This window comes from Achromobacter sp. (genome assembly GCF_049647645.1).
In the GTDB taxonomy this organism is placed as follows: domain Bacteria; phylum Pseudomonadota; class Gammaproteobacteria; order Burkholderiales; family Burkholderiaceae_B; genus Achromobacter.
This window is the reverse complement of record NZ_JBARYB010000209.1, coordinates 109,563-131,452: the sequence shown is the minus strand read 5'-3', so window position 1 is coordinate 131,452 and position 21,890 is coordinate 109,563. Positions and strand designations below refer to the sequence as shown.

Genomic DNA, 21,890 nt, shown 5'->3' with positions numbered 1-21,890 from the left:
CCGGGACCAAGCCGGGACCAAGCCGGGACTAAAGCGGGACTAAAGCGGGACTAAAGCGGGACTAAAGCGGGACCAAAGCGGGACTAAAGCGGGACCAAACCGTGAGCAGATCGGCGTCGCATCAGCCGCCCGTCCAGCCAGGGCATCAGTCGCACCAGGAAACGTGACATATAGGGCATCCAGCCGTCCAGTGGATCGTGGCAACTGGCAGTTCCGGGCCGAGCGGCCGAACCAGTTATGGGTCTCGGACTTCACTTCCGTCTCGATCTGGCAGGGCTGGCTGTACGTGGCCTCCGTCGTCGACGTCTACGCCCGGCGCATTGTCGGCTGGCGCGTGAGCAAATCCATGACGACGGCCTTCGTGCTTGATGCGCTGGAGCAGGCCCTATACGCCCGCCAGCCTGGCAACGATGGTTCTCTGACTCATCACTCCGATAGGGCATCGCAGTACGTCAGCATCCGCTATAGCGAATGCCTGGCCGAAGCGGGCATCGAGCCGTCCGTGGGCAGAAGACGTGGTGACAATTACGACAACGCCTTGGCCGAGTCCATCAGCGGCTTGTGCAAGGCTGAACTGATTCACCGCCGCGCAGGTTCTCTGGCGCTGCCAACTCGGCGCCTCCGCCCAGCAGCGTGGTCAGCGCCGCGCCGGCGAAGATTCGGTAATCCCCCATTTTTAGGTTCTTCACCGATCTGCGGGGCGGTTGGAAATCGCAGAAGGACCCGCTGCGGTCATTTGAGCAGCGAATTTCAGCCACATGCTGATCCCGCCGTGCGCCAGCACCTTCATGCGGTTGGCGCGGCCGGTATTCGAACCAATAGGCTGCCATGTTGTTGCGCATTTCAGAGTTGGATCGACGAAGTCTTTAAGAGGGCGGGAGGAAACAGCTAGTTAGGCCGCTCGTACATCTTTCGATCGGTTTTACCTGCCGTTGCCGCTCTTGGTGCTGCTGAGCGAAAGAAAATCGCCAGTGTCGATACGTCCCAGCCCCAGTGGGGACCTCGCCTGCAGGGTCAATCAGGGTCCACTCTGGTCAGAGCAGATCGGTTATGGCCCTAAAAGCGCTCGCCGTGGAGCGCCGAGTTATTCGCCATCGCCGACCACGCCCTCCGGATGTGCCAAGAGGCGGGTGGCCCAGAGACTTCTTTCTACGTGGATAACAGGGAGTGGCAAGCGAGCCCGGCCCGCCATGAGCTCGCGTTAAGCAGTCCCTTGGATGCCTCGTGAGGTCATTGCGAAGCCCGAGGGTCGAATGGCGACTTTCAATGCTTAGTATTGGGGCATCTTATCGAATCGACATTCCGGAATCCGCAAAGGAACGAATAAATTATCCGCTGTGACACCTGTGATTCAACGCCTCGACGTTCTACTATCCGACCAATTCGGGCTGAGCCAGCCACTCACGGCCCTTGAGCATCCCTTCCCAGTACAACGGAGGCAAAATCCGCTCTTTTAGCAGCCAAGCCAGCGTTGACGGCCGGGTTCCGTCAATCAGCCATTTCGGGAAAGAAGGCGCCAGCTTTCCGCCGTAGGTAAATTCCGCCAAAACAATTTTGCCGCGTTCCACAGTTAGCGGGCAGGAGCCGTAACCATCGTACTGGGCATCCCCTTTCACGCTGCCGCGCAGGGCAAGTAGATTGTGCGCGACCACTGGAGCTTGTTTGCGCGCTGCGGCGGCAGTTTTTGCATTTGTGGTGTTGGCCACATCGCCCAACGCGAAGACATTGAAGAACTGCTTATGGCGTAGCGTGCCCGGATCCACATCGACCCAGCCGGCTGCGTCGGCGAGCGGGCTAACTCGAACGAAATCCGGCGCCTTCTGCGGTGGTACGGCATGCAACAGGTCGAACTCCCGTTCAATCCTCTCCTTGCTACCGTCAGCCAAGGATCGGCTGAAAATGGCCTTGCGCGCGGGGCCATCCACGGCGACCAGGTTTTCGCCGAAATTCAATGCGATGTTGTAGGCTTGCACGTATTCCATGAGCGCGGGGACGTAGTCGGCAACCCCGAACAGGACGGCGCCAGCGTTGCAGAACTGGATGTCGACCGTTGAAAGTACCCCTGTCCGGCGCCAGTGGTCAGCCGACAGGTACATTGCTTTCTGTGGGGCTCCAGCGCATTTGATTGGCATGGCGGGTTGACTGAAGATAGCGCGTCCGCTGCGTAGCGCACGCACCAATTCCCATGTATAGGGAGCCAGGTCATAGCGGTAGTTGCTGGTAACGCCGTTGCGCCCTAGCGTGTCAACCAAACCCTCCACGCCGTGCCAGTCGAGCTTGAGCCCCGGACACACGACGAGCTGCTCATATCTCACCACGCGGCAACCGTCCAGAATCACTGCGTTTCGTTCCGGCTCAAAAGCCGCCACGGCTGATTGCAGCCAATGGACGCCACGAGGTAGCACGCTGGCCATCGTGCGGGCGGTGGTGCTTGCTTCGAACACACCTGCCCCTACCATCGTCCAGCCAGGCTGGTAGTAATGAACGGTGGCCGGATCAATGATTGCAATGTCCAACTGGGGGCTGCGTGCGAGCAGGCTGGCGGCCACCGCTACGCCGGCCGCTCCTCCACCGACGATTATTACGGAATATGATGCGTCGGCCACTTCCACCGGCGTCTTGCCGCCGTTCAGGATCCGTCGCGCCACGCCCTTGACATCGAAGCCCGCCCGCGAGGCGCGTTCAATAATCTGTGGCAAGTCCATCTGCCCCGCCTGCGACAATGCCCACATGGTGGTCGAGCGCATACCGGTTCGGCAGAATGCCAGGACTGGCTTGGGCAACTCTTGCATCAGTGCGCCGAAGGTAGAACCTTGCTCGTCGGATACTTTGCCCGATTCGGCCGGGAGATAGCGCGCCTCGATTCCTGCCGCCATTGCCGCCCGTTGAATCTCGCCGAAATTGGGTTGGTCGGCGCCCTCGCCATCGGGTCGGTTGCAGATGACGGACTTGAATCCAGCTTCTCGCAAACTCTGCAAATCGAGGGCGGATATCTGCGCCGAAACTGAAAGCACGTCAGTAAGAGGACGGATGTCCATGGTTTGTCTCCAGATGGTGTGTTTTTAGGGGAGGGGGAGGCCGCTTTATGCGCGCTGCATCGCATAGCCGCGATCAAAGAGCATTAAGCGGAATCTTCAGGTAGCGCCGGCCATTGCTCTCGGGCTCGGGAAGGTCGCCTGCCCGCATGTTCACCTGCACCGAGGGCAGAATAAGCGTCGGCATGTCAAGTTTGGCGTCGCGCGCATGGCGCATGGCCACGAATTCATCTTCGGTGACGCCAGTGCGAACCTGCACATTGGCCTCGCGTTGCTCGGCCACGGTGCTGACGAATTGCACGTCCCGGCCGCCCGGTTGGTAGTCGTGGCACATGTAGAGTCTGGTTTCCGCCGGCAGGCTGAGGACTTTGTGGATGGAGCGGTATAGGGTGCGCGCATCGCCGCCCGGAAAGTCGCAGCGGGCTGTTCCGTAGTCCGGCATGAAAAGCGTGTCACCCACGAACGCGGCGCTTTGGACGCCGTCACTGACCACATAAGTCATGCATGCCGGGGTGTGACCAGGCGTGTGCAGCGCACGCACTTGCAGATTACCTATAGTGAAAGTTTCACCATCGGTAAACAAATGGCCAAATTGGCGACCGTCGCGCTCAAAATCGCTGCCCGCATTGAACAGTGCGCCGAAGACTTTCTGCACAGTGGTGATGTGCTCGCCGATGCCCACGCTACCGCCCAGGGAACGCATTATGTAAGGTGCGGCGGAGAGATGGTCCGCATGCACATGGGTTTCGAGGATCCATTGCACGGTGGCGCCAAGCGCGCGCACTCGTTGGATCAAACGGTCGGCGCTATCGTGCGAGGTGCGTCCCGACTTGGGATCGTAGTCCAGGACACTGTCGACGACCGCGCATCGGTTCGTGGCTTGGTCCAGCACGATGTAGCTCACCGTGGAAGTCGCGGAATCGAAAAATCCCTCGACCTGTAGTGTTTGAGATGAGCGCATAGCTAGTACTCCAGAATCTAGGATCAGCGGCGGACGCGGCAGGTCTTGATGCCGAGCATGGTGTAAAGCGGGCAATTGCCAATTAGGCCGGTCAGGAGTGGCACGACGCCGATATAGCCCCATGGCCCGACGGTTTCCGTTGCGGCCATGCCGATAAGAGCGAGTCCCACAATGATGCGTAAGCCGCGGTCCAGCATGCCTTCGTTGGTTCTCATGTGTTGTCTCCAGGAAAGACGAAATGCGCAGAGGGGTGATGTGTTGGATCTATCAAGATTCGTGCCAAGTTGAAGATGTTTGGCGATAAATTTCTAAGTCGATGAATCACAACGTATAAATGGCCTCCCGGTGCGGGCATTGCCAAACTGTTGATCGCAGTGCGTGCAAGGTTCTTAGCTTTTGGCAGGAAATTGGCAGTTGAGTGGCATATATGTGGCAGCCTGTGGCGGAGATGGCGGTGTTTAGCTAACATGCTGAAATGCCTGCCCATCACGACCTCCCCGTTGCGCCCGAGGGCGGCGGCGAAACTTACGCCGACCTACCCATGCAGGCGCTGTTGTCCTACCTTGAGCATGAAGTGCAGCCGATGATCGTGCTTGATCCGGACTACAACATTCTTGCCGCCAATTCGGCCTACCAGCGCCAGTTCGGAGCTGCAGGCAAGCGTTACCTTGGCGACAAGTGTTATCGGGTCTCTCATCACTACGATGTGCCCTGCGACCAGGCGGGCGAACACTGCCCGATGAGAAAGGCGCTTGAGGTCAAGGGCCCGGATCGGGTCTTGCACATTCACCACACGCCGCGAGGCCCCGAACACGTCGACGTGGAGTTAAGGCCCATTCTGAATGCGCGGCGCGAAGTCGTGGCGTACGTAGAGCGCTTGACGACTGTGCGCAGCGCCTCGGCACGGCCCTCCGGCGAGGGGTTGGTTGGCCAAGCGCCGGCGTTCAACATGGCGCTGTCGGCGGTACAGCGGGTGGCCCCTTCGATGCTGCCGGTACTGCTGCTGGGGGAGTCCGGTACGGGCAAGGAACTCTTCGCCCGCGCTGTCCATGAGGCCAGTCCGCGTGCCACTGGCCCTTTCGTTGTGGTCGAGTGCTCGGGGCTGACCGAAACCCTATTCGAGAGCGAACTCTTTGGTTATGAAAAAGGTGCTTTCACGGGGGCCACCGCGCGCAAGCCGGGACTCGTCGAAACGGCCAAGGGCGGCACCTTGTTTCTCGATGAGATGGGTGACGTGCCGCTGGCGATGCAGGTCAAACTGCTGCGCCTGATCGAGTCCGGTACCTTTCGGCGCGTGGGCGGTGTCGAGACCAATCAATCTGATTTCCGCCTTGTCGCAGCAACACACAAACCTCTGGAAGAGATGGTGGCCAACGGTCAATTCCGGCAGGACCTCTACTACCGCATCAGTGCGTTTCCGATCCAACTGCCGCCCTTGCGCGATCGGCTGGACGATGTCCCGCTGCTTGTCGACTCGTTCCTGCAGCATGGAGCAGACGGCGTATCGCGTATTGTGGTCGACCCCACCGCAATGGCGCGGCTGCGCGCGCACTCTTGGCCGGGCAACATCCGCGAACTGCGTAATGTGTTGGAGCGGGCGCGGTTGTTCGCCGATGATGGTGTCGTGCGTGGCGAGCATCTGCCACCTGCCTTGGGGGTTCTGCCGGCATCGGGTCTTTCGACCGGAAATGCTGTCGCGGGACTGCCGATTGAACCACTGGGAGACGGCGGTGCCGGCATCGGAAACTCCGAACTCCGACAATGGCTTTCCAGCAAGCGGAGTACCCGCAAGGAGCTCGCCAGGGAACTGGGATTGAGCGAGCGCACACTTTATAGGCGATTGAAGGCGATGAAACTGACTTAACACGTTTCTTCAGGAAGTTGGCGGTGGGCATCCTTCAGCGCGGATTGCAGCATTTCCTCGACGCTGGGGTGATAGAAGGGCGCCGCCAATAGATCGTTAATCGTCTGGCCGGCGTGCGCAGCCCATGCCAATTGGTGCGCCAAGTGTTCGCCATGTGTGGCAAATAGGCTAGCGCCGAGTAGTCTGCCCGAGCTGGGGTCGGCGTAGATGCGCACGAGATTGTTTTGTGCGGCCAGAATGCGCGAGCGGCCATTCGATGATCCCTCGGCTTCACCCACGATGGCTCGCCGTTCAACGGCCTGTCGGTATGACAAGCCGACTGCACACAAGTCGGGATCCGTAAACACGATGGACATCGCGGTGCGCCGTTTCAGCGTGGCGGCAGGGCCTTTGCCCAAGAGCGCTAGGGCAGCCTTGCCGGCAGCGGCGCCTTCGTCGGCGGCCTCGTGCATCAGCGGACGCTCGGCATAGACGTCGCCCGCGAAGAGAATATTCTCAGGGCCGGCTTCGAGCGTCCGGGGGTCGATGCGAGGTCGGTTGTGTTCGTCCAGGTCAATCCCTGCTGCTGGCAGGTCGAGCGCTTCGAAATTGGGCTGGCGTCCCGCCGCCACGAGTAGTCGGTCGACAGTCGTCTGCCGCCCGCCTTGAACCAGTCGCACCTTATCGCAGTCAGCGTCGGCCTGCACGACGCCACCCAACCATAAGGGGAACAGCGCGCCGAAATGCGCCTGCGCGCGTGCCTGTACGCAGGGATCCTCGGCGCCGCCAACGGCTTCGCGTTGGTCTGCTCCGACAACGGTTATACCCAGACGAGCCAGCGCCACGCCCATCTCCAAGCCGATAGCGCCCATTCCGAGTACGCCGATCCTAGAGGGTAGCGCCTCGAGTTCAAACAAGCTGTCAGTGGTGATTAAACGGTCGCCCAGCGAGAGTAAAGCCGCTGGGATAACAGGGCGTGACCCTGTGCAAACTACAAACGCGCGAGCCTGGATTTGAGCACCATCGACCAGCAGGGTGTTGGGCGAAAGGAATCGCGCCTCGCCCATCAGCAGGTTTTCTGCGGCGGCCTTGATGGTGCGCTGTGCGGCACCTTTGGCCAGCGTGTCGCGCATGTCGCGCGCTTCGCGCCACATGTCGTCGGGGGTATGGGCCAAATGAGCGGCGTCAATCGCTAAGTCGCGACCTATGGACCAGCGGGCCGCCGCGTGCAGTGCGGCTTTAGAGGGCATACACCCGACCCGGGCACACGTTGTGCCCAAGGGGCCCCGGTCGACCAGTAGTACCTTGGCGCCGGCGGCCTTCAAGATGTGAAAGGCGTTTGCTCCGGCCGTACCAGCGCCGATGACTACGGCGTCGACGTTCAGCGTTTTCATTGAAATCTCCTCATCATTTTCGACGTGTTGGTCTGTTCAGCCGGCCGAGGGCTATCAGGGGCGTGCTCCGAGCACGCTCTCGATTTCGCTGGGTGGCATACCGGTGCGCTGCCGTATCTGGCCCTTGTCGTCGCGCCACACAAAAGCCGGCGTTGCCCGCAATGACCAAGCCTGCATCACGGCCATGTTGGCCAATAGCTTGCCCTGGATATCGGCAGGGATAGGGTCCAGCGCCTTAAGTGCCTCGTCGTTTACAGGACGTACGCGTCCGGCTGCCATTTGCGCGGCCACGCCGGCGCCCTGGCGTGCTTCATAGTCGTATAGCGCCTTGGCAGGATCTGGAGCGGACAGCAGGGCGGCCGCCTTGCCCGGGCTGGTGGGGGTGAGCATGCCTACGACGACGTGCCGCAGTTGCACCCGTCCAGCGTCAACCCATGGGCGCGCATCGGTCCAGAATTTGGCGCAATACGGGCAGTTAGGGTCCGTAAAGACATAGACAATACGTGCAGCATCGGGCTTGCCGTCGGCTAGCCAAGTGGTAGTCTCCAACTGTTTCCAGAGATCGCTGGAGATACTGGGGGCTGTCGCTGCTTGCAGGGGTTCGCGGGTCATGTCATTGCCATCTTTGTCGAGCAGTGTGCCTGCGATCACATGCTGGCCATCTGGAGCTGCATAGAGCGCCACGGGATGACTGCCCGCACGAGCCGCCCAAGCCTGTATGCCCGCCGGGGCTTTCAAAGGACCGAGGATTTCCAGGCCGTCGGCCTGTAGCGCTCGCAATGCCGGAGGCAGATCTTGTGCGATGGCGGGAGCCGCAATCATCAATGCCAGTGCCGCTGGCGCCGCCAAGCTGAATAGGCGCGAAAAAAGCTCTCCGCATAATGTATCTGCCCCGTCGGGGGTGACGTGATTAACGGTGTGGATCATGGGCGCTTCTCCTTGGAGGCGTCGTGAATGGAAGGGCGGTTCAGGAGCGTGAGGCGCTGCGTGAGTGTGGCCCGGGAGAGTTCACCGAGCCGGGTGTCTACGTGTCGTCCGTCAGAGTCGAAAAACAAAGTTGCTGGAAGGGCGCGATGGCCAAATATGGTGGCAGCCTGCGTGTCCGCGTCGAGCAGAACGTTGTTCAACGCAAGGTCCTGCTGTGCCAGAAACTGTTTGACGGTCGCAAGTGATTCACCCTGATTCAAAAATACGAAGGCAATATCCGGATACTCTTCTTGAGCCTGGGCGAATATCGGCATCTCGCGTCGACATGGCGGGCACCAGCCCGCCCAGAGGTTAATCACCACTGGCCTGCCACGAAAGTCTTGCAATGACTGAGGCTCGCTGGCGAGCGTCCGGAATTCGACGGCTGGCAGCCCACTCCTGGCCATGGTAGAGCCGCTCGCGGCGGCCAGTAGGTGGGCGCCGGACCACACGAGGGTGGACGCGGCCAAACCTACCAGTAACGGAACCTTCCAGTCATGCCTGCGCCATGCAAGCCACCCGCCATAGGCCCACGCGGTCACAAAGCCGACGGTTGCATTCCATCCTCCGTCTCGAATGTCGATTATCGATGTAGGATCCGTGGCGTAGGCATCGAACTGCTCGGCGACGAACGTCGCGCGTGACGCCAGCAGGCCGGCCAGGAGAAGCCGGCTCAAGGGCAATTGGCCATCCCGACCGCATCGCCTAAACAACCATGCTGAAATCCATTGTCCCGCCAGCACGCTGGTGATAATCGCCAGTAGCGTTACGGGCAGCATCACAGGGCCTATCTGCAGCATGCCATTCATGGCGTTTCCAGGGCGAGGTGATATCGTGTCAGAAGCGTCGAAGCGTCGAACTCGCCAGTTACGCGGTGTTGACGGCGTTCAAGGCCATCGGCCGCAAAGAACAACACGCTGGGCGGTCCAGGCACCCGCAGCCTGCGCAGCAATGCCAGTTGGTCCGGTGTACTTTGACTGAGATCAAAACGGATCAGGTCGGCCGACGATAGCGCTGCCTGGACCTCGGGCAGAGGGTAGACCTCGCGCTCCATCTTTTTGCAAGATACGCACCATTGTGCGGAAAAATCCAAGACAGCAGGCCTCCCAGCGGCGCGGGCGCGGGTGAGCGCATCGTGCAATGCCTGAGGCGAGTCGAGGGTGACGAAACGGTCGGATTCTACAGTCGGACTGGATGTTGCTTGGCCGCGCTCGGCCAGGAACGCCAGCGGCCGTGTGGGATCCGCTTGGCCGGCAGCGGCGCCTACGAGCATAACTAGCCCCCATGCCATCGTGGGAATTGATATGCTGGCCAGCAACGCTTGGTAGGCTGCGCGGCTTCGGACCTGCCAGGACCAGACCGCAAGCGCACTGGCTATTGCAATGGCCAGGCCGCTCCACAGAAGCAAGGTCGTCGGCGGGGGCACGATACGTTCCACCATGAGCACAGCAGTGCCCAGAAGCAGGAAGCCGAATACGGCCTTGACGCGTTCCATCCAAGGGCCAGGACGCGGCAACAGGCGCGGCCCCAACGCCCCGACAGCGAGCATTGGTAGCCCCATGCCAATGCCGAGCGCGAACAGAATTGCGGCGCCACGCACGGTGTCTCCGCTGTCGGCAATGTACAAAAGAGTACCGGCTAGGGGAGCGGTCATGCACGGCCCGACGAGCAGCGCCGAAACTGTACCCATTGCTGCCGCACCAATCAAGGTGCCGCCTCGCTGCTGCCGGCCCGCACGATCCAGCCTATCGCGGAGCGCTGCCGGCAACTGAAGACTGTAATAGCCGAACATCGCAAACGCCAGCGCGACGAACACCACTCCCAAACCGCCCAACATGTAAGGGGTCTGCAGTGTGGCCTGCAGGCTGGCGCCCGCCATCGCTGCTGCGACGCCCATGGCCGCGTAGGTGCCCGCCATGGGAAAGACGAACACCAGGCTCAGGACGAACCCACGTCGTGGCGACGCATTCGCACCGACCACCAGGGACGAGACGATGGGCAACATAGGCAGCACGCAAGGTGTAAATGCAAGGCCCACGCCTAGAGCGAGGAACACCGCAAGGTTCCACCACAGGCTGTTGTCGCCCAGCGCGCGCAAAATATTCAAGTCGCTATTGACATCCAGATCGGCAGCAGACTCTTCGGGCACGGTTGTTGGGGTGTCCGTTACTGGCAGACGGTTTACCGCGATATCCCGAGTTTGTGGCGGGTAGCAAAGGCCGGCATCTGCGCACCCTTGCCATGTGATGCGCAGCGTTCCTTCACCAGCAGGAGCAAGCTTTGTCAGTGCCTGTGCCTGGGTGTGGTAAATCTCCATGACGCCGAAGTTGGGGTCATTCTTGCTTTCGCCAGGCGGGGTTTGTAGCGCTATTGGGGTAGCCTGCGGCAAGCGTTGCGCGGTGATGCGGTCTCGATACAGGTAATAGCCATCCGCGATTCTCCACGTTAGGCGAACGTCATTGTCGGCGCTCCGTGATGCTTCAAGGCGAAAAGCTTGTTCTGGATCTAGGAACGCGTCCTGAGAAAGGGCCAACGAGCTCCACATTGCCAGCGACAGGGCGGCCAGCCCAGGGAGCCATCGGTGCGCGAACGCTTTGAAAGTGCACAGTCTTATCATGCACGCCATGGTGCCGACCGCAGATTATCGGAGCATTAACACTCGCTCGGATTAGGCTCGCACGTACAGCCATCCCTCGCTTTGCCATTGCACGAGCAGCAGAATCGCCGCAGCCGGCAGTACCGACATCGGTTCGCGCACCTCGCGGCCGACGGTCGCCATCGTGTTCGGACACAACCAGGTGAGGGCGTCGGTATCATGAGAATCTCCATCCAGCGCGGCTGCTACGGCTGGACCGTTGAGCACTAGCCGGACGTGCGCATCGGGTCGCACCTTCAGGAGATTGGCAACATTGTTGCGGGCGCGCGCCAGGGCGGCCGAACTGGGGGCATGGATCAATACGTTCATGAAGAGATATCCATAGTTAGGCAAGAGAGTAGGTGTGGTGAAAGCGGTCAGGCGCGCCAGATCAACACGCCTGCAACGATGACGCATACGGTTGCGAAGACGCGTTGCAATACGGTTTGCGGCACGTGTGGAGATGCCATACGGCCGATAACCATGCCGGAGATCGCGGCAGCAACGAACAGCCATTGCGCTTCGGTCAGAGAAAGACCGTGCGCCAGTGCTGAACCTACCGTGGCTGCCGAGACCAGTGCGATGACCATAAGGGAGGTAGATACGATGCTATGCATGCGCGCATCGCTGAAATAGGTCAGCGCAGGCACAATGATGAAGCCCCCCCCGACCCCTAACATGCCGGTACAGATGCCCGATGCCGCACCGATGGAACCGAGCGTAGCTGCGGTGCGGCGCGTCCAGATAAAGCGGCCAGTTTCGGCGGACAGGTGGCACGCCTTAGCGCGTTCGGGCACAGGCGTTTGCCGGCCACTGCTCGGCCGTGATTGGCGCACCATGCGCACTGCCACGAGCAACATGATCGCGGCGAATCCCACGCTAAGCCAAGCGGCAGGAATTTGCCGGGCCAGCGCCAGACCCAAAGGTGCTGTTATCCCACCGGTGACCGCCATTAGGAGTGCGGCCTTGTAGCGCACGAGGCCCCGTCTCAAACCCTGCACCGCTCCTACTGCAGAGGCCGCGCCGACCGCGATCAGTGCGACGGGTGCGGCCTCTGCCAACGACATGTTCAGCCCGAACATGAGCGCGGGGACGGCGAGAATTCCCCCTCCGGCCCCTGTCAGTCCGAGTGATACCCCAATGCACAAGCCGAGCAAGATCGCGCTTACCATGCTAAATTACCTTTTGATATAAGCTTATTATTAAAAATAATTATGCATGTTTTGTCGTGGAGGATCAATCATGCGAATCTTGCTGGTTGAAGACGATTCTTCCGTGGCGGCAGGAATAGAGGCAGGGTTGAGCTTGCACGGTTTCATCGTGGATAGCGTCAGTACGCTTAGCCATGCCGAACTAGCATTGCGTACCTCACGGCCGAGTGCTTGTGTGCTTGATCTAAGTCTGCCCGATGGAGATGGCATGGCGCTGCTAGCGCGGTGGCGGACACGGCGCGAACGCCTGCCAATACTTGTGCTGACAGCGCGGGATGCAGTCGCACATCGTGTGCAGGCATTGCGGACTGGCGCCGACGATTACGTGCTCAAGCCGTTCGATCTTGACGAACTGGAGGCTCGTTTACACGCTTTGATCCGACGTGCCGCCGGCCATAGCGCGGATGACATTAGCCATGGCTCGCTCAAAGTTAGTTTGTCCTCGGGCGAGGTCACTCTGTCCGGGAAACCTGTGATTCTTTCGCGACGCGAGTTTGGCTTACTGAAAGTCATGTTGCAGCATCCAGGACACGTTCTGACGGCCGATCAATTGCGTGACAACCTGTACGGATCTGCGGACCGGGCGGAGAGTAATGCCGTCAACGTTCATATTCACAAATTGCGACGCAAGCTTGGATCGAGCGTGATCGAGACAGTGCGTGGAATGGGCTACCGCTTGGGGTCAACGCTGCTGTGAGCTTACGCACTCGCTTATTACTGTTGCTGGGGATGGCCTGGATTGCTTTGGGCGGTGCAATGACGTTATGGATGGTGGAGCGAGCCACGACGCAGGTCGACAACGCGCTTGATGCGCGGCTCGCATCCTCCGCATCGATGGTCGCCCGTTTGGTGTCGCAACTGCCATTAAGCACCGTTGAACAGCCGGGTGTGCCAGGTATTTCTGTGGATGTGCTGGCTCGTGATGGTGTTGCCTGTGAGGTTAGCCAGTGGCGTGGCGAGGTACTGTCACGCACCGTTGCACGCGTGGCGGGCGGGCCTGCCCTGCGTGATGCGCCGGCTGGTTTTGGTTCGTTGACGCAGCATGGCGTGACGTGGCGCACCTACGTAATGGAGGCAGATGACTTACGTATCGCCACGGCTGACCGAATGGACATGCGGACCTCCTTGCGCAGGGAAATCGCATTGACTGCATTGCTGCCATTGGCGGTAGGACTGCTAGTGGGATTGATCCTGCTGTGGTTAGGAATTGGACGCGGCTTGGCACCGATGGAGCGTCTGCGACGGGCGCTAGCTCGCGCTCAACCGTTGTCCGAACTGGACATGCAATACCGGAATATTCCTAAGGAGTTGCGGCCGTTCACGAGGACGATTGCGCAATTGTTACGTAGCATGGAGCAGACCTTGGATCGCGAGCGGCGCTTCTCCGACAATGCAGCGCACGAGATGCGAACACCCGTGACTGCGGTCAAAACTCACTTGCAGGTGCTGGCACGTTTGCCCGTGCCTACGGCATCAGGGTTGTGGCGTCAGTCGCTGAATCATGCGCTGCAGGGCGTGGCGCGGCTGGAGCGCTTGCTCGAACAACTATTACTGCTCGCGCGGGTCGAGAAGGACGAAGACAACCCGTCCGACTCCAGCGCGGTTTGTGATGCAGTGGATGTCGTGGCCCAAGTGATTGAGGGTATGTCGGCCGCGCGTGTGAGATGGGAAATGCCTGCCGAGGCAATATACATTTCGCTTTCGGACACACTGCTGACTAGCGCAGTCGGGAATCTTCTTGTCAATGCACTGGCTTATTCGCCAGCCGACCAGACTGTGGATGTCTCAGTGGCGCTTCGGGCTGGCAGAGCGGTGATTTCCGTACGCGATCACGGACCTGGACTAAGCCTAGAACAGTGCAAGCATGCGACTGAGCCATTCTGGCGCGGCGTCTGGCATATCCCGGGCAGCGGTCTTGGGTTATCAATTGTGGCCGCCATAGTCAGGCATCACGGCGGGGCGCTGAACCTATATCCCGCCCCAGGCGGAGGGTTAGCGTGCCAGTTGACGCTGCCGTTAGTCCCAACGCACGACAACGCATATAAGGAGGGGGGCAATGACCAGAAAGTGGCGGGTCTGCGAAGTAATGACGAGGAGTCAACCCGTCGAACTGTGACTTGACCCGGTATGCCGCGGATAATCGAAGTAAATCCATATAGGAGGCATTGCCACATAACGCGTTGATCCGTCGTGACCACTGAAGCACGCGTCGGTAGCTCTCCGATCCGCTGCGACCAATGTGCACCCGAGCATTCGCCCTGTTGAGTAGCATGATTTGAGGCTGGCCCAACAGTGACGATTTTGTCGACACCAAGTCGGAGCACCTCAGTGAGTACTTGGCTCTCACAGCGTGAGCTGCCAATTACTCCAGCTGAGTGAAAGAGCCGCCGACATACAGGTAATGCGGCGAGTCTGTCCAGAAGCGGTCGTCGGTGACCGGCCGCTTGTGGCCGAGCTGTCTTCCCCCTGGGTCCCAGCCACCCGCGTCTTTTCGATGTGAAGGAAAGACACCTCGAATGTCAAATTGAAAAGCGGCGCTTGAATGGACTGCATCGCGTTCCCTATTTAGAGTGGTGGTCCATGGCTGCGGGCGCCTTGTGCGGACGCCATGGACGGGTAGATTCCAAGCCGATGTCCAACGCCGCCGTTTTCTCCTCCAGCCGGTTCACGGCGCCGGACAGCTTTGCTGCATTCTCGGTATAGATTTCCGTGTGAAAGCGCGCCCGGGAGATTGCCACGTAGTAGACGTCGCGCTGCGTGGTGCGGCTAAAACTCTCGGAGTTGATCAGCGCGCGATCGCAGGTCAGTCCCTGCGCGCTGTGGCTCGTGGACGCGTAGGCCCGATCTAGATGCAGCGGCGCTGTTGCCGCGTTCATCGTGATTCGTCGGCCGTTGCCGCCGATGGTGACCGTTGTGGGCGTGACGGCGAGCACTTCAAACCGATCACCGTTGGCCAAATCGAGAGCCGCGTTGTGCCTCGTCGCCCGAACCCAATCGCCAGCGGATAATTCTGCCTTGACCGGTTCGTAGACTGATAACTTGGCGGCGCGCGCTGGATTGAAGGTGGTCCGGACCTTACTTTCCATATGCTCTACAACTAGGTCATTGGGCTTCCCGGCAAGCGCGCCAATGACGCGGTACATCTCGCCTTGCCGCAAATTCCCGGCTTTGTAGTCCCGTTCCGGCTGCACAATATCCCCAGCGATGAAGTACTTGGCCACTCGCCGTTCTGCTTGCGTAGTGTCACGTCGGGTAAGCATCTTGAACTCAAAGCCGCGGCCGCCCAGGCCAAGTGCTTGGTGGGTGGCCTCGTTTAGGGCATTGCGCGAATCGTTCGTGCCGGTCACGATAAGCGTCTCCCGCCGCTCATCGTCGTTCAGCGTTGCGTATCGGGTCGCTATGGCGTCATATCGTTCGCCGTCGTCCTTGATGGTGTGCACGGCTTTCAGCTTCTGATCTAACACGCCAAGGGAGGCCGACGCCTGACCCTTTGCCGCTAGTTCCACCGCAGCCTTCAATTCGGGGGACTTCTGCCGAATGATGTCGCCCATTAGGGCCGTAGCCATGCCAGCGGCCTGCAACTGGTGAAACGGGCGGCCAGCCTCGATGGCCTTGGTTTGGCCCGTGTCGCCCAGCATGACGATGCGTGCGTCGTCAGCCTCGGCCATCTTCATCAGGCGTTCCATGAGGCGGGCAGGGACCACGCCCGCCTCATCGATGACCAGGACGGTTTTCGGGTCGAGTTTGAAGCGGTCCTTCTGACGTGCCTCCAGAACGGACGCTACGGTCCTGGTTTCCATTCCAAGTTCCCGCAAGGCCTCGATCTGCTTGCCGTAGGACGCCACGGCCTGGACCTTGAAGCCAGCTGCTTCAGCGGCCTCCTTGACCTGGGCCAGCATGTGCGACTTACCCGTCCCCGCCAGGCCTTGGACGCCGATGAACCGGTGTGGCGTACTGAGGATCAGATTGGCGGCCGCCAGCTGGCCTGGCTTCAGCGAGCGGCCAGCCATAGCGCTTTGGGCCGCTTGAATATCCAAGATTGGCGCGACCTGGTCACGCCCCTCGCGCTCGATCTGGAGGATTCGCTTTTCGCGCTCCCGTGCCATCTGTGTGGTGTACCTTGCGCCGGTCGGAACAAGCTCGCCTCGAGCAATCGAAATGCGGATTTTTTCTTCCGCATGTTTTTTGCTCATGCCACCGACGGCCAGGGCGGCGACTAAGTCCGACCGTGATTCGCCGGCACCGTCTTTGTCCTTCGCGTGCCGGTACTGAATCGTCCCAAGGATCAGATGGCCTTTATCAAGTGAGCGCTTGACGGCCGATTTGAGGTCGCCCAGCTTTATGCCCATGCCGTGCGAACGGTGCAGCGCGGTCTTGAGCATCTCTTTTCCGTCCATCACGGATTCGCGTTCGGTGTGGTGCTTGATCGCCCACCGAAGACACTCGTCGGCAATCAGAGCAGCCGCTTCCGGCGTCAATTCCTGACGGGGCGGCTTGCCGCTTTCCGATTCGGCTTCCTTTTCCAGTGGTTGCTTTGCTCCATTGAAATCAATGCCGAGTTCAGTCGCCTGTCGTTCCCAGTCACGCTGAAGTTCTTCCCGAGAAATTTCGGGGGCCTTGTCCAGGCGAGTTTTGAGGGCGATAGTTTGCTTGAGCGCTCTGCTCGCAGATTCGCGGGTTTCACCTAATGCCGCCAGTTCAGCATTGATGTCCTGCGAACGCTTGGAGAACCCTTCGATGTGGTCCCGAGAGATATGCGCGAGTTCGAAGCTCTTGCCCTCGTAGCGGATCTGATGGCCGGACTTCTCCAGGCTGCTGCCCAGCTCGGCGTGATACACCGATTCCATCATGGACTTCAATCGATAAATTTCGTCGTTCGATATGGCGACCCAGCGCCCATCGGCGCGTTGGGTGAGGTTCATCAACAGTGCGTGGGTGTGCAGCTGGGGATCCGAATAAGCACCATCTGTGGGCCTGGCCGTCTCGTGCCGAAACTTCGCGATAACAGCATTGCCCGTTCGCTCCGTAGTCGTTATTCCCTGCTCCGTCTGGCGCGCCCGCAGTAGCTCGTGTTCCAGAAATTCCAGCGCCTTGCTTACCGCGTAGTCGTGGGCCTCGATGACTGACGGATCCTTGCCGGCAAGCGCCTGGATGCTGACGCTCTTAGGCGGAGAGAACGTCATATCGAGTGCCGCACGTGCCTCAGCATCCAACCTGATAGAACGCGATAGTTTGAGGTCTGGACCAAAGTCACCGCGCAGCGCACGCAGAAATTCTTCCTGTTGAACCGCGCCGGTAAGCCCGAGTGCGTCGGCCGCTTTGCCTTGCCATTGCGCGGCCGTGCCATCGCGACTGTAGTAATCGTCTTTCTGGTCCGCGTAGTAATGCGACGCCTTTGTGGCGGCGCTTCGATGGATCGATTTCAAAGAGATCATTAGATTTCCAAGGCGCGCGGAACCGCCATGCAAGATGACGGCCCGGCGTGAGATGGTTATGCGGCCATGGTCGGGTCTTCAGGCAGGCCGACTTGGGTCCAAGGCTGCGGCTGGGAAACATTCCCGTGCGCGACCTGGTGTGCAGTCTTGCGCTTGGCCTCAACAAAGGGTGCATTGCGGATGGCGTAGTTGCGAGGCTCGAGCACGAACTTGGCGATCGGCCGATCTCCGGAGAACGCAATCCAGCCGGTTAGATCAGGAAGGGTCTGGACTTGCGCCGGAGTTACAACCCGCTCCGTGGATCGCACCAAGCGCTCGCTGGTGTTCCGTGCACTACCGGGGTTGCGGCTGTCCGTGTATTCCGGCCGCGCGACCTCATGTTCTCCCAGCGCCAGTGACATTGCTTCAGCGGTTTCAGAATCTGTCTTCGATCCGCCCAGGACGACTAAGGAGCGGAAGCTCGCGCGCAACGTCGTCGCCTGTTCCTTGCCATAGATGTCAGTAAGCTGCGAGACTGACTGGAGGCCAGCGATTACCCGAACCCCATGCTTTCGACCTTTGGTGAGGACATCCTGCAACGAGGCCAGCTTCTCCAAAGAAGCGAGCTCGTCCAAAGCCATCCACCATGCGACGGCCTCGCTCTCCGGCAGTGACAGGGCAGACGAGCCGAATACGTCCACCCAGGCAGAAACGAGTGGCTTCATGGCTTCCTTCATATCCTCGCGCCAGGTGATGAACAGCGATCCTGAACCGTTTTCCATCCAGTCACGAATGCTGAATTTTCCATCCGGCATGCTCATGTGCTCAGCCAGATACTTCGAAAGCACAAACCGAGCACTGGTCAGTGCTTTGCTGGCTTCGGTAGAACCGGCGAACAACGATTCAGCCAGCGTCCCGGCGAGGAAAGTCCGTAGGTCTTTGTCTGACGCAATCGTGGTCCATCGGAATAGCTCCTCAACGGACGGTGTTCCTAGTTCGTAGAGTTTCCGTGCGGTTTCGCGCAACAGCAGGCGTCCATATCCGTTCCACTCCTCCGCGTTGGCATCCGTGCCCAATGGGACAATGGAGAATGCAAGGCGCTTCCAGTCATAGTCCGCACGAACTTCATTGAAGAACGACCATCCCTCAGTTCGTTCGTCATAGGGGTTCAGAATTACGTCTCCCGGCTGCCCAAACGTGCTGTAAAAGGTCCCATTGGGGTCTACGATAATTCCGCGATCCCCGCGCATAAGCGTGGAGAGCAACGTGCCGCGCAACAGCACCGTTTTCCCGCTACCTGTGGCCCCGCCTATCAGGAGGTGAAGGTTCTCGATCAAGGTAGGCATAGGCACACCTGCGACATTGATCTGCTGCTTACCCCGCTCGGAGCATAGTTTGCGAAGCGTCTTGATCGGTACCGCTTCTGTGCCGCGGATGTGGATCTTGTAGCCCGCGCCGTCGAACCCGGCCTTGGTCGCGTGCCGTTTTAGCGTGAGCGCCAATGCAAGGGCGATCACGAAGCCGATGATCGGCGCTGCGACCAAGGCGGTGTAGTCTGGCGTAGAGATGACCCAGTGAGAAAGCACCAGCCAGGTAACTTGCGAAAAGGGAATGCCTGACATGATCTTGGCCGTCAGAAGCCAGGCAGAAAGGGGCAGGAACAAGAGGACGAATTTGATGATTCGCCGGCGTATGTCGGGTGCCATGAAAGTCCTTTGGGAAAATAAATAAGGCGCCCCGGGGCGCCTTTGAGTTCTGGTCAGCGAGGGCTACTGGTGAAGCGCGAGGGCCACCAACGCGCCGCCGAACCCGCTTCCGATGAGCGCGCATACCCCGCAAAGCACGCCAGCTCGCCACGCCGCTGCGGGCAATGCTCGGGTTGCAACGCGCGTCGCGATACGTGCATCTGAGGTGGACTTTGCCAGTGTGCGGCTTGCCTCAAGAAGTGATCGGGCAGCTTGGCCACCGGCATTGACCGCCGCTTCCATGCCTGCTTGGCGCACGGTGGCTGGCAGGGCCAGCATCGCCTGGGCGATTCCCTCCTGCCGTGCTGTCAGCTGCTCCATTAGTCCGACAAGTTGAGCGCTCTCCTGCAGCATGTCGCGGTATAAAAGCTCCATCCTGCTGCGGGGGATAGCAGAGGAGGAGGCCGAGCTTTCGGGCGGATTTGCGGTCACAGTGCTTCCTACATGAAGAGAGCGTCGAATGCCTTGTCCAGTTGCAGGTCAACAGGACGCGCGAGCGACTGCAGGGAGTGCATGTCACTGAGGTGGCTGATGAGCTTGGCGTCGTGGCGATCAGCTTCGCGCAGTTCCTGACGGTAGTTACGCGGATCGGCAAGGATCTCTCTGATCGTGGTGCGCTTGTTGGCCAGGAGATCGAATACCTCGTTTTCAAAGATCGCTGCTTCCGGATTGGCCCGGAAGTCTCCGGACTGCTGGGCGTATCCAAAGATGGCGGCGAACTCCTCACGAACGTCGGAATCGACGCGGTTGAAAAGTACCCGTATGCGTTCTGCCGGCACTCCCATCTGCGCGAGCATCTCGATTGTTTTGATGGTCTCGCGCTGCGCCTTGCCCGAAGCGACCACGGGCAGGACGTAGTAATCAATTTCCAGGTGTGCCTGGTCGTACTTCACCAGCTCGGCGAGGAAGTCCTCGATGTTCGATGCGCCGACGTCGACGATTGCGGTATCGGTCATGAGCAGCTTGCGGAAGAGCCGGCCGAACTGCCCGCCGCGCATCTGTTCGACATTGAGGCCGAGGTCCGCAGCGCTTTCGTTGGTGGATTCAACGGCGATGATTTCGGCGTCCGGGATGCGGGGAGCCAAGAGGTGGCTGGTCGTGACGGTCTTTCCGACGGAGCCGGAATAGTTGACGGTTGCGATCTTCATGCGAGAGTTCCTATTTTCTTCGGCCGAGTTCGGCCAGTTCATCGAGATCAATGTGATCGGAGGTTTTGCGAAGCCGTACAAGATCTGCCTTGCTTGTGATCGCCGGCGTCACGGGCTGCTTCGGTTGGGGGCTGGAGGACGATTGGGCGCCGGAGGCATGGTTTGCTTCAGAGTTCATCGGCGCCGGGGTGGCGGAGTCCGGGCCGATCTGACGTTTTCTCCAGCGGATCAGGGCCTTCCGAACAGACTCTGCCTTCAGTACGTGCCCTTCGATGGCAAGCGCCTCAGCTATCTCGCTGTACGGAACGCCCTGTCTTTGCAGGACGTCCAGTGTGGGAAGCAACGCGCGCAGCTTTGGCCTGCGGCTCATTGCCCCCAGGTTGTTTAGCCGCTGAACTGCGGCGGGCTGCACGTCGGGCTGCGATGTGTGTTTTTTTTCCATGATGAATCGCTACACCGTTGCTGGTGTTCAGGAGGCTTGCCTAGCGCTCGAAGGCGCCTGCGGACTTTTCAGCACCCGGCTTCTGCAATGCGGTCGGGTCGAGCGCCAAGGCGTCGACCTGGCGCAAAAGGCCGACCTTGCCGCACGGGTAGCTAATCTCGACTTCCTTGCCCACGTACTGCTGCGGGTTCGTGACGGCTAATGCTCCGAGCCAGTGGGCGACTGGCATTCCTTGCCCTGCTCTTTGATAGGCCGTGTCGCCCTCGATGGAGAGGATCTCACCGCGATAAGTCGCACCGATGTTGGGTGCCTGCACGAACTCGTTTCCGTTCTGGAGGCGCTCGGCCGCACCGAGCGTCAGGTCTGCGGCCGCGCCGTATTCCAGCAGGAGCTGGGCGGCTCGGTCGGCGGACATGACGGAATAGGACCAGCCTTCAGCATTGCGAGCATCGTCCACCACGTATTCCTTGACGAGAGCCTCGCCCAGCTGGTCGACGGCAAGCACCGTGATGCTGGACCGGTAGCCAGGGTCTTGCGGCGCAGGGTTCCAGCGCTCGGCGCGTGCCTGCTTGGGCACGCTGCCCTGCAGTGCCGTGTGCGTCTCGAGATGCGGATGGTCGTAGAAGCGTTCCGTGTCAATGTCGCGCACGGAATTGCCGTTCCAGCGCTTGAGCCCATCGGCCGCGGCGCGTTCGAGGTCGTCGTGATACGAGTCGGGCGACCAGTAGCGCGGATCGACGACGGCGTCCTCGAGCGAGGGGGCATGGACGAATCGCTCGCCGGTGCTGATGACCGTGATTCCGACCGGCTTGCGGTCGGCGATGGCGGCGAGGGTGCGCGGGCCGTTTAGAACGGGCGCGTGATCGTGCTGGGCAGGGCGAAATAGCGACAGGACTTTGGTTTTCCAGTCGGAGATTTTCATGGGATTTCCTCGGATGTGTGATGGTGCGAAACGGTCCAGGCCGCGCACTGTCGTGGGGTTAAGTTGACGCTGGCGGTGGCGTCCCTCCTGCTGGAGAACCGTGGGGTTGAAGGAGGGGGAGCCGCGCCCGTGGGCGGGCGCGGGGGAACCGTTGCGGTTCCCCGGGGGGTCGGA

At 60.2% G+C, this 21,890-nt stretch carries 18 protein-coding genes and 1 pseudogene; 4 read left to right on the top strand and 15 right to left on the bottom strand.

Translation table 11 applies throughout. From position 1 onward, the window contains the following. Window positions 1–187: 187 nt before the first annotated feature. Window positions 188–592 (top strand): annotated as a pseudogene (locus WBB14_RS24010) (DDE-type integrase/transposase/recombinase); the annotation flags it as partial. On the opposite strand, the gene WBB14_RS24005 reads toward WBB14_RS24010, so the two are convergent. The 4 genes from WBB14_RS24005 to WBB14_RS23990 all read right to left on the bottom strand — a co-directional run bounded on the left by WBB14_RS24005 (window position 552) and on the right by WBB14_RS23990 (window position 4,211). After that, window positions 552–842: a hypothetical protein gene (locus WBB14_RS24005; protein WP_050449378.1), complete on the bottom strand. Its 291-nt coding sequence runs from the start codon at window positions 840–842 to the stop codon at window positions 552–554. The pseudogene WBB14_RS24010 and the gene WBB14_RS24005 sit on opposite strands and share 41 nt — an antisense overlap. Before the next feature lie 528 nt (window positions 843–1,370). Next, window positions 1,371–3,038, bottom strand: a complete 1,668-nt coding sequence (locus tag WBB14_RS24000) for a bifunctional protein tyrosine phosphatase family protein/NAD(P)/FAD-dependent oxidoreductase (RefSeq protein ID WP_050449379.1) — start codon at window positions 3,036–3,038, stop codon at window positions 1,371–1,373. A gap of 73 nt (window positions 3,039–3,111) precedes the next feature. Then, a complete protein-coding gene (locus WBB14_RS23995) occupies window positions 3,112–3,996 on the bottom strand; it encodes an MBL fold metallo-hydrolase (RefSeq protein ID WP_050449380.1) in 885 nt (294 codons plus the stop codon). Between the two features lie 23 nt (window positions 3,997–4,019). Continuing rightward, complete coding sequence (locus WBB14_RS23990; RefSeq protein ID WP_050449381.1) at window positions 4,020–4,211, bottom strand: YgaP family membrane protein; 192 nt, start codon at window positions 4,209–4,211, stop codon at window positions 4,020–4,022. Window positions 4,212–4,537: 326 nt separating this feature from the next. Here WBB14_RS23990 and WBB14_RS23985 point away from each other — a divergent pair, with 326 nt between their 5' ends. Beyond that, entirely contained in the window at window positions 4,538–5,860 is a 1,323-nt protein-coding gene (locus tag WBB14_RS23985) for a sigma-54 interaction domain-containing protein (RefSeq protein ID WP_050449401.1), read from the top strand. Here WBB14_RS23985 and WBB14_RS23980 read toward each other — a convergent pair. From WBB14_RS23980 to WBB14_RS23955, 6 genes are all read right to left on the bottom strand, one after another. Beyond that, window positions 5,857–7,233 carry a dihydrolipoyl dehydrogenase gene (locus tag WBB14_RS23980; protein WP_280026951.1) on the bottom strand — a complete coding sequence of 459 codons (1,377 nt, stop codon included), beginning with the start codon at window positions 7,231–7,233 and terminating at the stop codon, window positions 5,857–5,859. The genes WBB14_RS23985 and WBB14_RS23980 overlap by 4 nt on opposite strands. A 54-nt stretch (window positions 7,234–7,287) precedes the next feature. Then, window positions 7,288–8,160, bottom strand: a complete 873-nt coding sequence (dsbG, locus tag WBB14_RS23975; protein WP_232312184.1) for a thiol:disulfide interchange protein DsbG — start codon at window positions 8,158–8,160, stop codon at window positions 7,288–7,290. After that, entirely contained in the window at window positions 8,157–9,008 is an 852-nt protein-coding gene (locus WBB14_RS23970) for a TlpA family protein disulfide reductase (protein ID WP_280026950.1), read from the bottom strand. The genes dsbG and WBB14_RS23970 overlap by 4 nt, the downstream gene beginning before the upstream one ends. Further along, the gene (gene dsbD, locus WBB14_RS23965) at window positions 9,005–10,732 is read right to left on the bottom strand and encodes a protein-disulfide reductase DsbD (protein WP_236755980.1); all 1,728 of its coding nucleotides are present in this window, start codon (window positions 10,730–10,732) and stop codon (window positions 9,005–9,007) included. Before dsbD ends, WBB14_RS23970 begins: the two co-directional genes overlap by 4 nt. Window positions 10,733–10,867: 135 nt before the next feature. Beyond that, a complete protein-coding gene (locus WBB14_RS23960) occupies window positions 10,868–11,164 on the bottom strand; it encodes a hypothetical protein (RefSeq protein WP_050449386.1) in 297 nt (98 codons plus the stop codon). 47 nt (window positions 11,165–11,211) lie between these two features. Next, window positions 11,212–12,006 carry a sulfite exporter TauE/SafE family protein gene (locus WBB14_RS23955; RefSeq protein WP_050449387.1) on the bottom strand — a complete coding sequence of 265 codons (795 nt, stop codon included), beginning with the start codon at window positions 12,004–12,006 and terminating at the stop codon, window positions 11,212–11,214. A 70-nt stretch (window positions 12,007–12,076) separates the two neighbouring features. On the opposite strand from WBB14_RS23955, the gene WBB14_RS23950 reads away from it, so the two are divergent. Both WBB14_RS23950 and WBB14_RS23945 read left to right on the top strand, forming a co-directional pair. Further along, a complete protein-coding gene (locus WBB14_RS23950; RefSeq protein WP_050449388.1) occupies window positions 12,077–12,742 on the top strand; it encodes a response regulator in 666 nt (221 codons plus the stop codon). After that, window positions 12,739–14,166, top strand: a complete 1,428-nt coding sequence (locus WBB14_RS23945) for a sensor histidine kinase (protein WP_050449389.1) — start codon at window positions 12,739–12,741, stop codon at window positions 14,164–14,166. The genes WBB14_RS23950 and WBB14_RS23945 overlap by 4 nt, the downstream gene beginning before the upstream one ends. A gap of 440 nt (window positions 14,167–14,606) precedes the next feature. Here the strand turns inward: WBB14_RS23945 and mobF are convergent, their stop codons facing one another. From mobF to WBB14_RS23920, 5 genes are all read right to left on the bottom strand, one after another. Continuing rightward, window positions 14,607–17,480, bottom strand: a complete 2,874-nt coding sequence (gene mobF, locus WBB14_RS23940; RefSeq protein WP_280026949.1) for a MobF family relaxase — start codon at window positions 17,478–17,480, stop codon at window positions 14,607–14,609. A gap of 56 nt (window positions 17,481–17,536) precedes the next feature. Further along, on the bottom strand, window positions 17,537–19,165 hold the full coding sequence (locus WBB14_RS23935) for a type IV secretion system DNA-binding domain-containing protein (protein ID WP_280026948.1): 1,629 nt from the start codon (window positions 19,163–19,165) through the stop codon (window positions 17,537–17,539). 479 nt (window positions 19,166–19,644) lie between these two features. Continuing rightward, entirely contained in the window at window positions 19,645–20,352 is a 708-nt protein-coding gene (gene stbB / locus WBB14_RS23930) for a StbB family protein (protein WP_050449393.1), read from the bottom strand. Window positions 20,353–20,362: 10 nt separating this feature from the next. After that, entirely contained in the window at window positions 20,363–20,794 is a 432-nt protein-coding gene (locus tag WBB14_RS23925) for a hypothetical protein (RefSeq protein ID WP_050449395.1), read from the bottom strand. A 40-nt stretch (window positions 20,795–20,834) separates the two neighbouring features. Next, entirely contained in the window at window positions 20,835–21,716 is an 882-nt protein-coding gene (locus WBB14_RS23920) for a KfrB domain-containing protein (protein ID WP_050449396.1), read from the bottom strand. Window positions 21,717–21,890: the final 174 nt, after the last annotated feature.

Coding starts and splice junctions, on each gene's coding strand:
- WBB14_RS23985 (WP_050449401.1), top strand. CDS start 4,538: ATGCAGGCGCTGTTGTCCTACCTTGAGCATGAAGTGCAGCCGATGATC.
- WBB14_RS24000 (WP_050449379.1), bottom strand. CDS start 3,038: ATGGACATCCGTCCTCTTACTGACGTGCTTTCAGTTTCGGCGCAGATA.
- mobF (WP_280026949.1), bottom strand. CDS start 17,480: ATGATCTCTTTGAAATCGATCCATCGAAGCGCCGCCACAAAGGCGTCG.
- WBB14_RS23935 (WP_280026948.1), bottom strand. CDS start 19,165: ATGGCACCCGACATACGCCGGCGAATCATCAAATTCGTCCTCTTGTTC.
- WBB14_RS23995 (WP_050449380.1), bottom strand. CDS start 3,996: ATGCGCTCATCTCAAACACTACAGGTCGAGGGATTTTTCGATTCCGCG.
- WBB14_RS23955 (WP_050449387.1), bottom strand. CDS start 12,006: ATGGTAAGCGCGATCTTGCTCGGCTTGTGCATTGGGGTATCACTCGGA.
- WBB14_RS24005 (WP_050449378.1), bottom strand. CDS start 842: ATGCGCAACAACATGGCAGCCTATTGGTTCGAATACCGGCCGCGCCAA.
- WBB14_RS23960 (WP_050449386.1), bottom strand. CDS start 11,164: ATGAACGTATTGATCCATGCCCCCAGTTCGGCCGCCCTGGCGCGCGCC.
- WBB14_RS23990 (WP_050449381.1), bottom strand. CDS start 4,211: ATGAGAACCAACGAAGGCATGCTGGACCGCGGCTTACGCATCATTGTG.
- WBB14_RS23920 (WP_050449396.1), bottom strand. CDS start 21,716: ATGAAAATCTCCGACTGGAAAACCAAAGTCCTGTCGCTATTTCGCCCT.
- WBB14_RS23950 (WP_050449388.1), top strand. CDS start 12,077: ATGCGAATCTTGCTGGTTGAAGACGATTCTTCCGTGGCGGCAGGAATA.
- stbB (WP_050449393.1), bottom strand. CDS start 20,352: ATGAAGATCGCAACCGTCAACTATTCCGGCTCCGTCGGAAAGACCGTC.
- WBB14_RS23970 (WP_280026950.1), bottom strand. CDS start 9,008: ATGAATGGCATGCTGCAGATAGGCCCTGTGATGCTGCCCGTAACGCTA.
- WBB14_RS23980 (WP_280026951.1), bottom strand. CDS start 7,233: ATGAAAACGCTGAACGTCGACGCCGTAGTCATCGGCGCTGGTACGGCC.
- dsbG (WP_232312184.1), bottom strand. CDS start 8,160: ATGATCCACACCGTTAATCACGTCACCCCCGACGGGGCAGATACATTA.
- WBB14_RS23925 (WP_050449395.1), bottom strand. CDS start 20,794: ATGGAAAAAAAACACACATCGCAGCCCGACGTGCAGCCCGCCGCAGTT.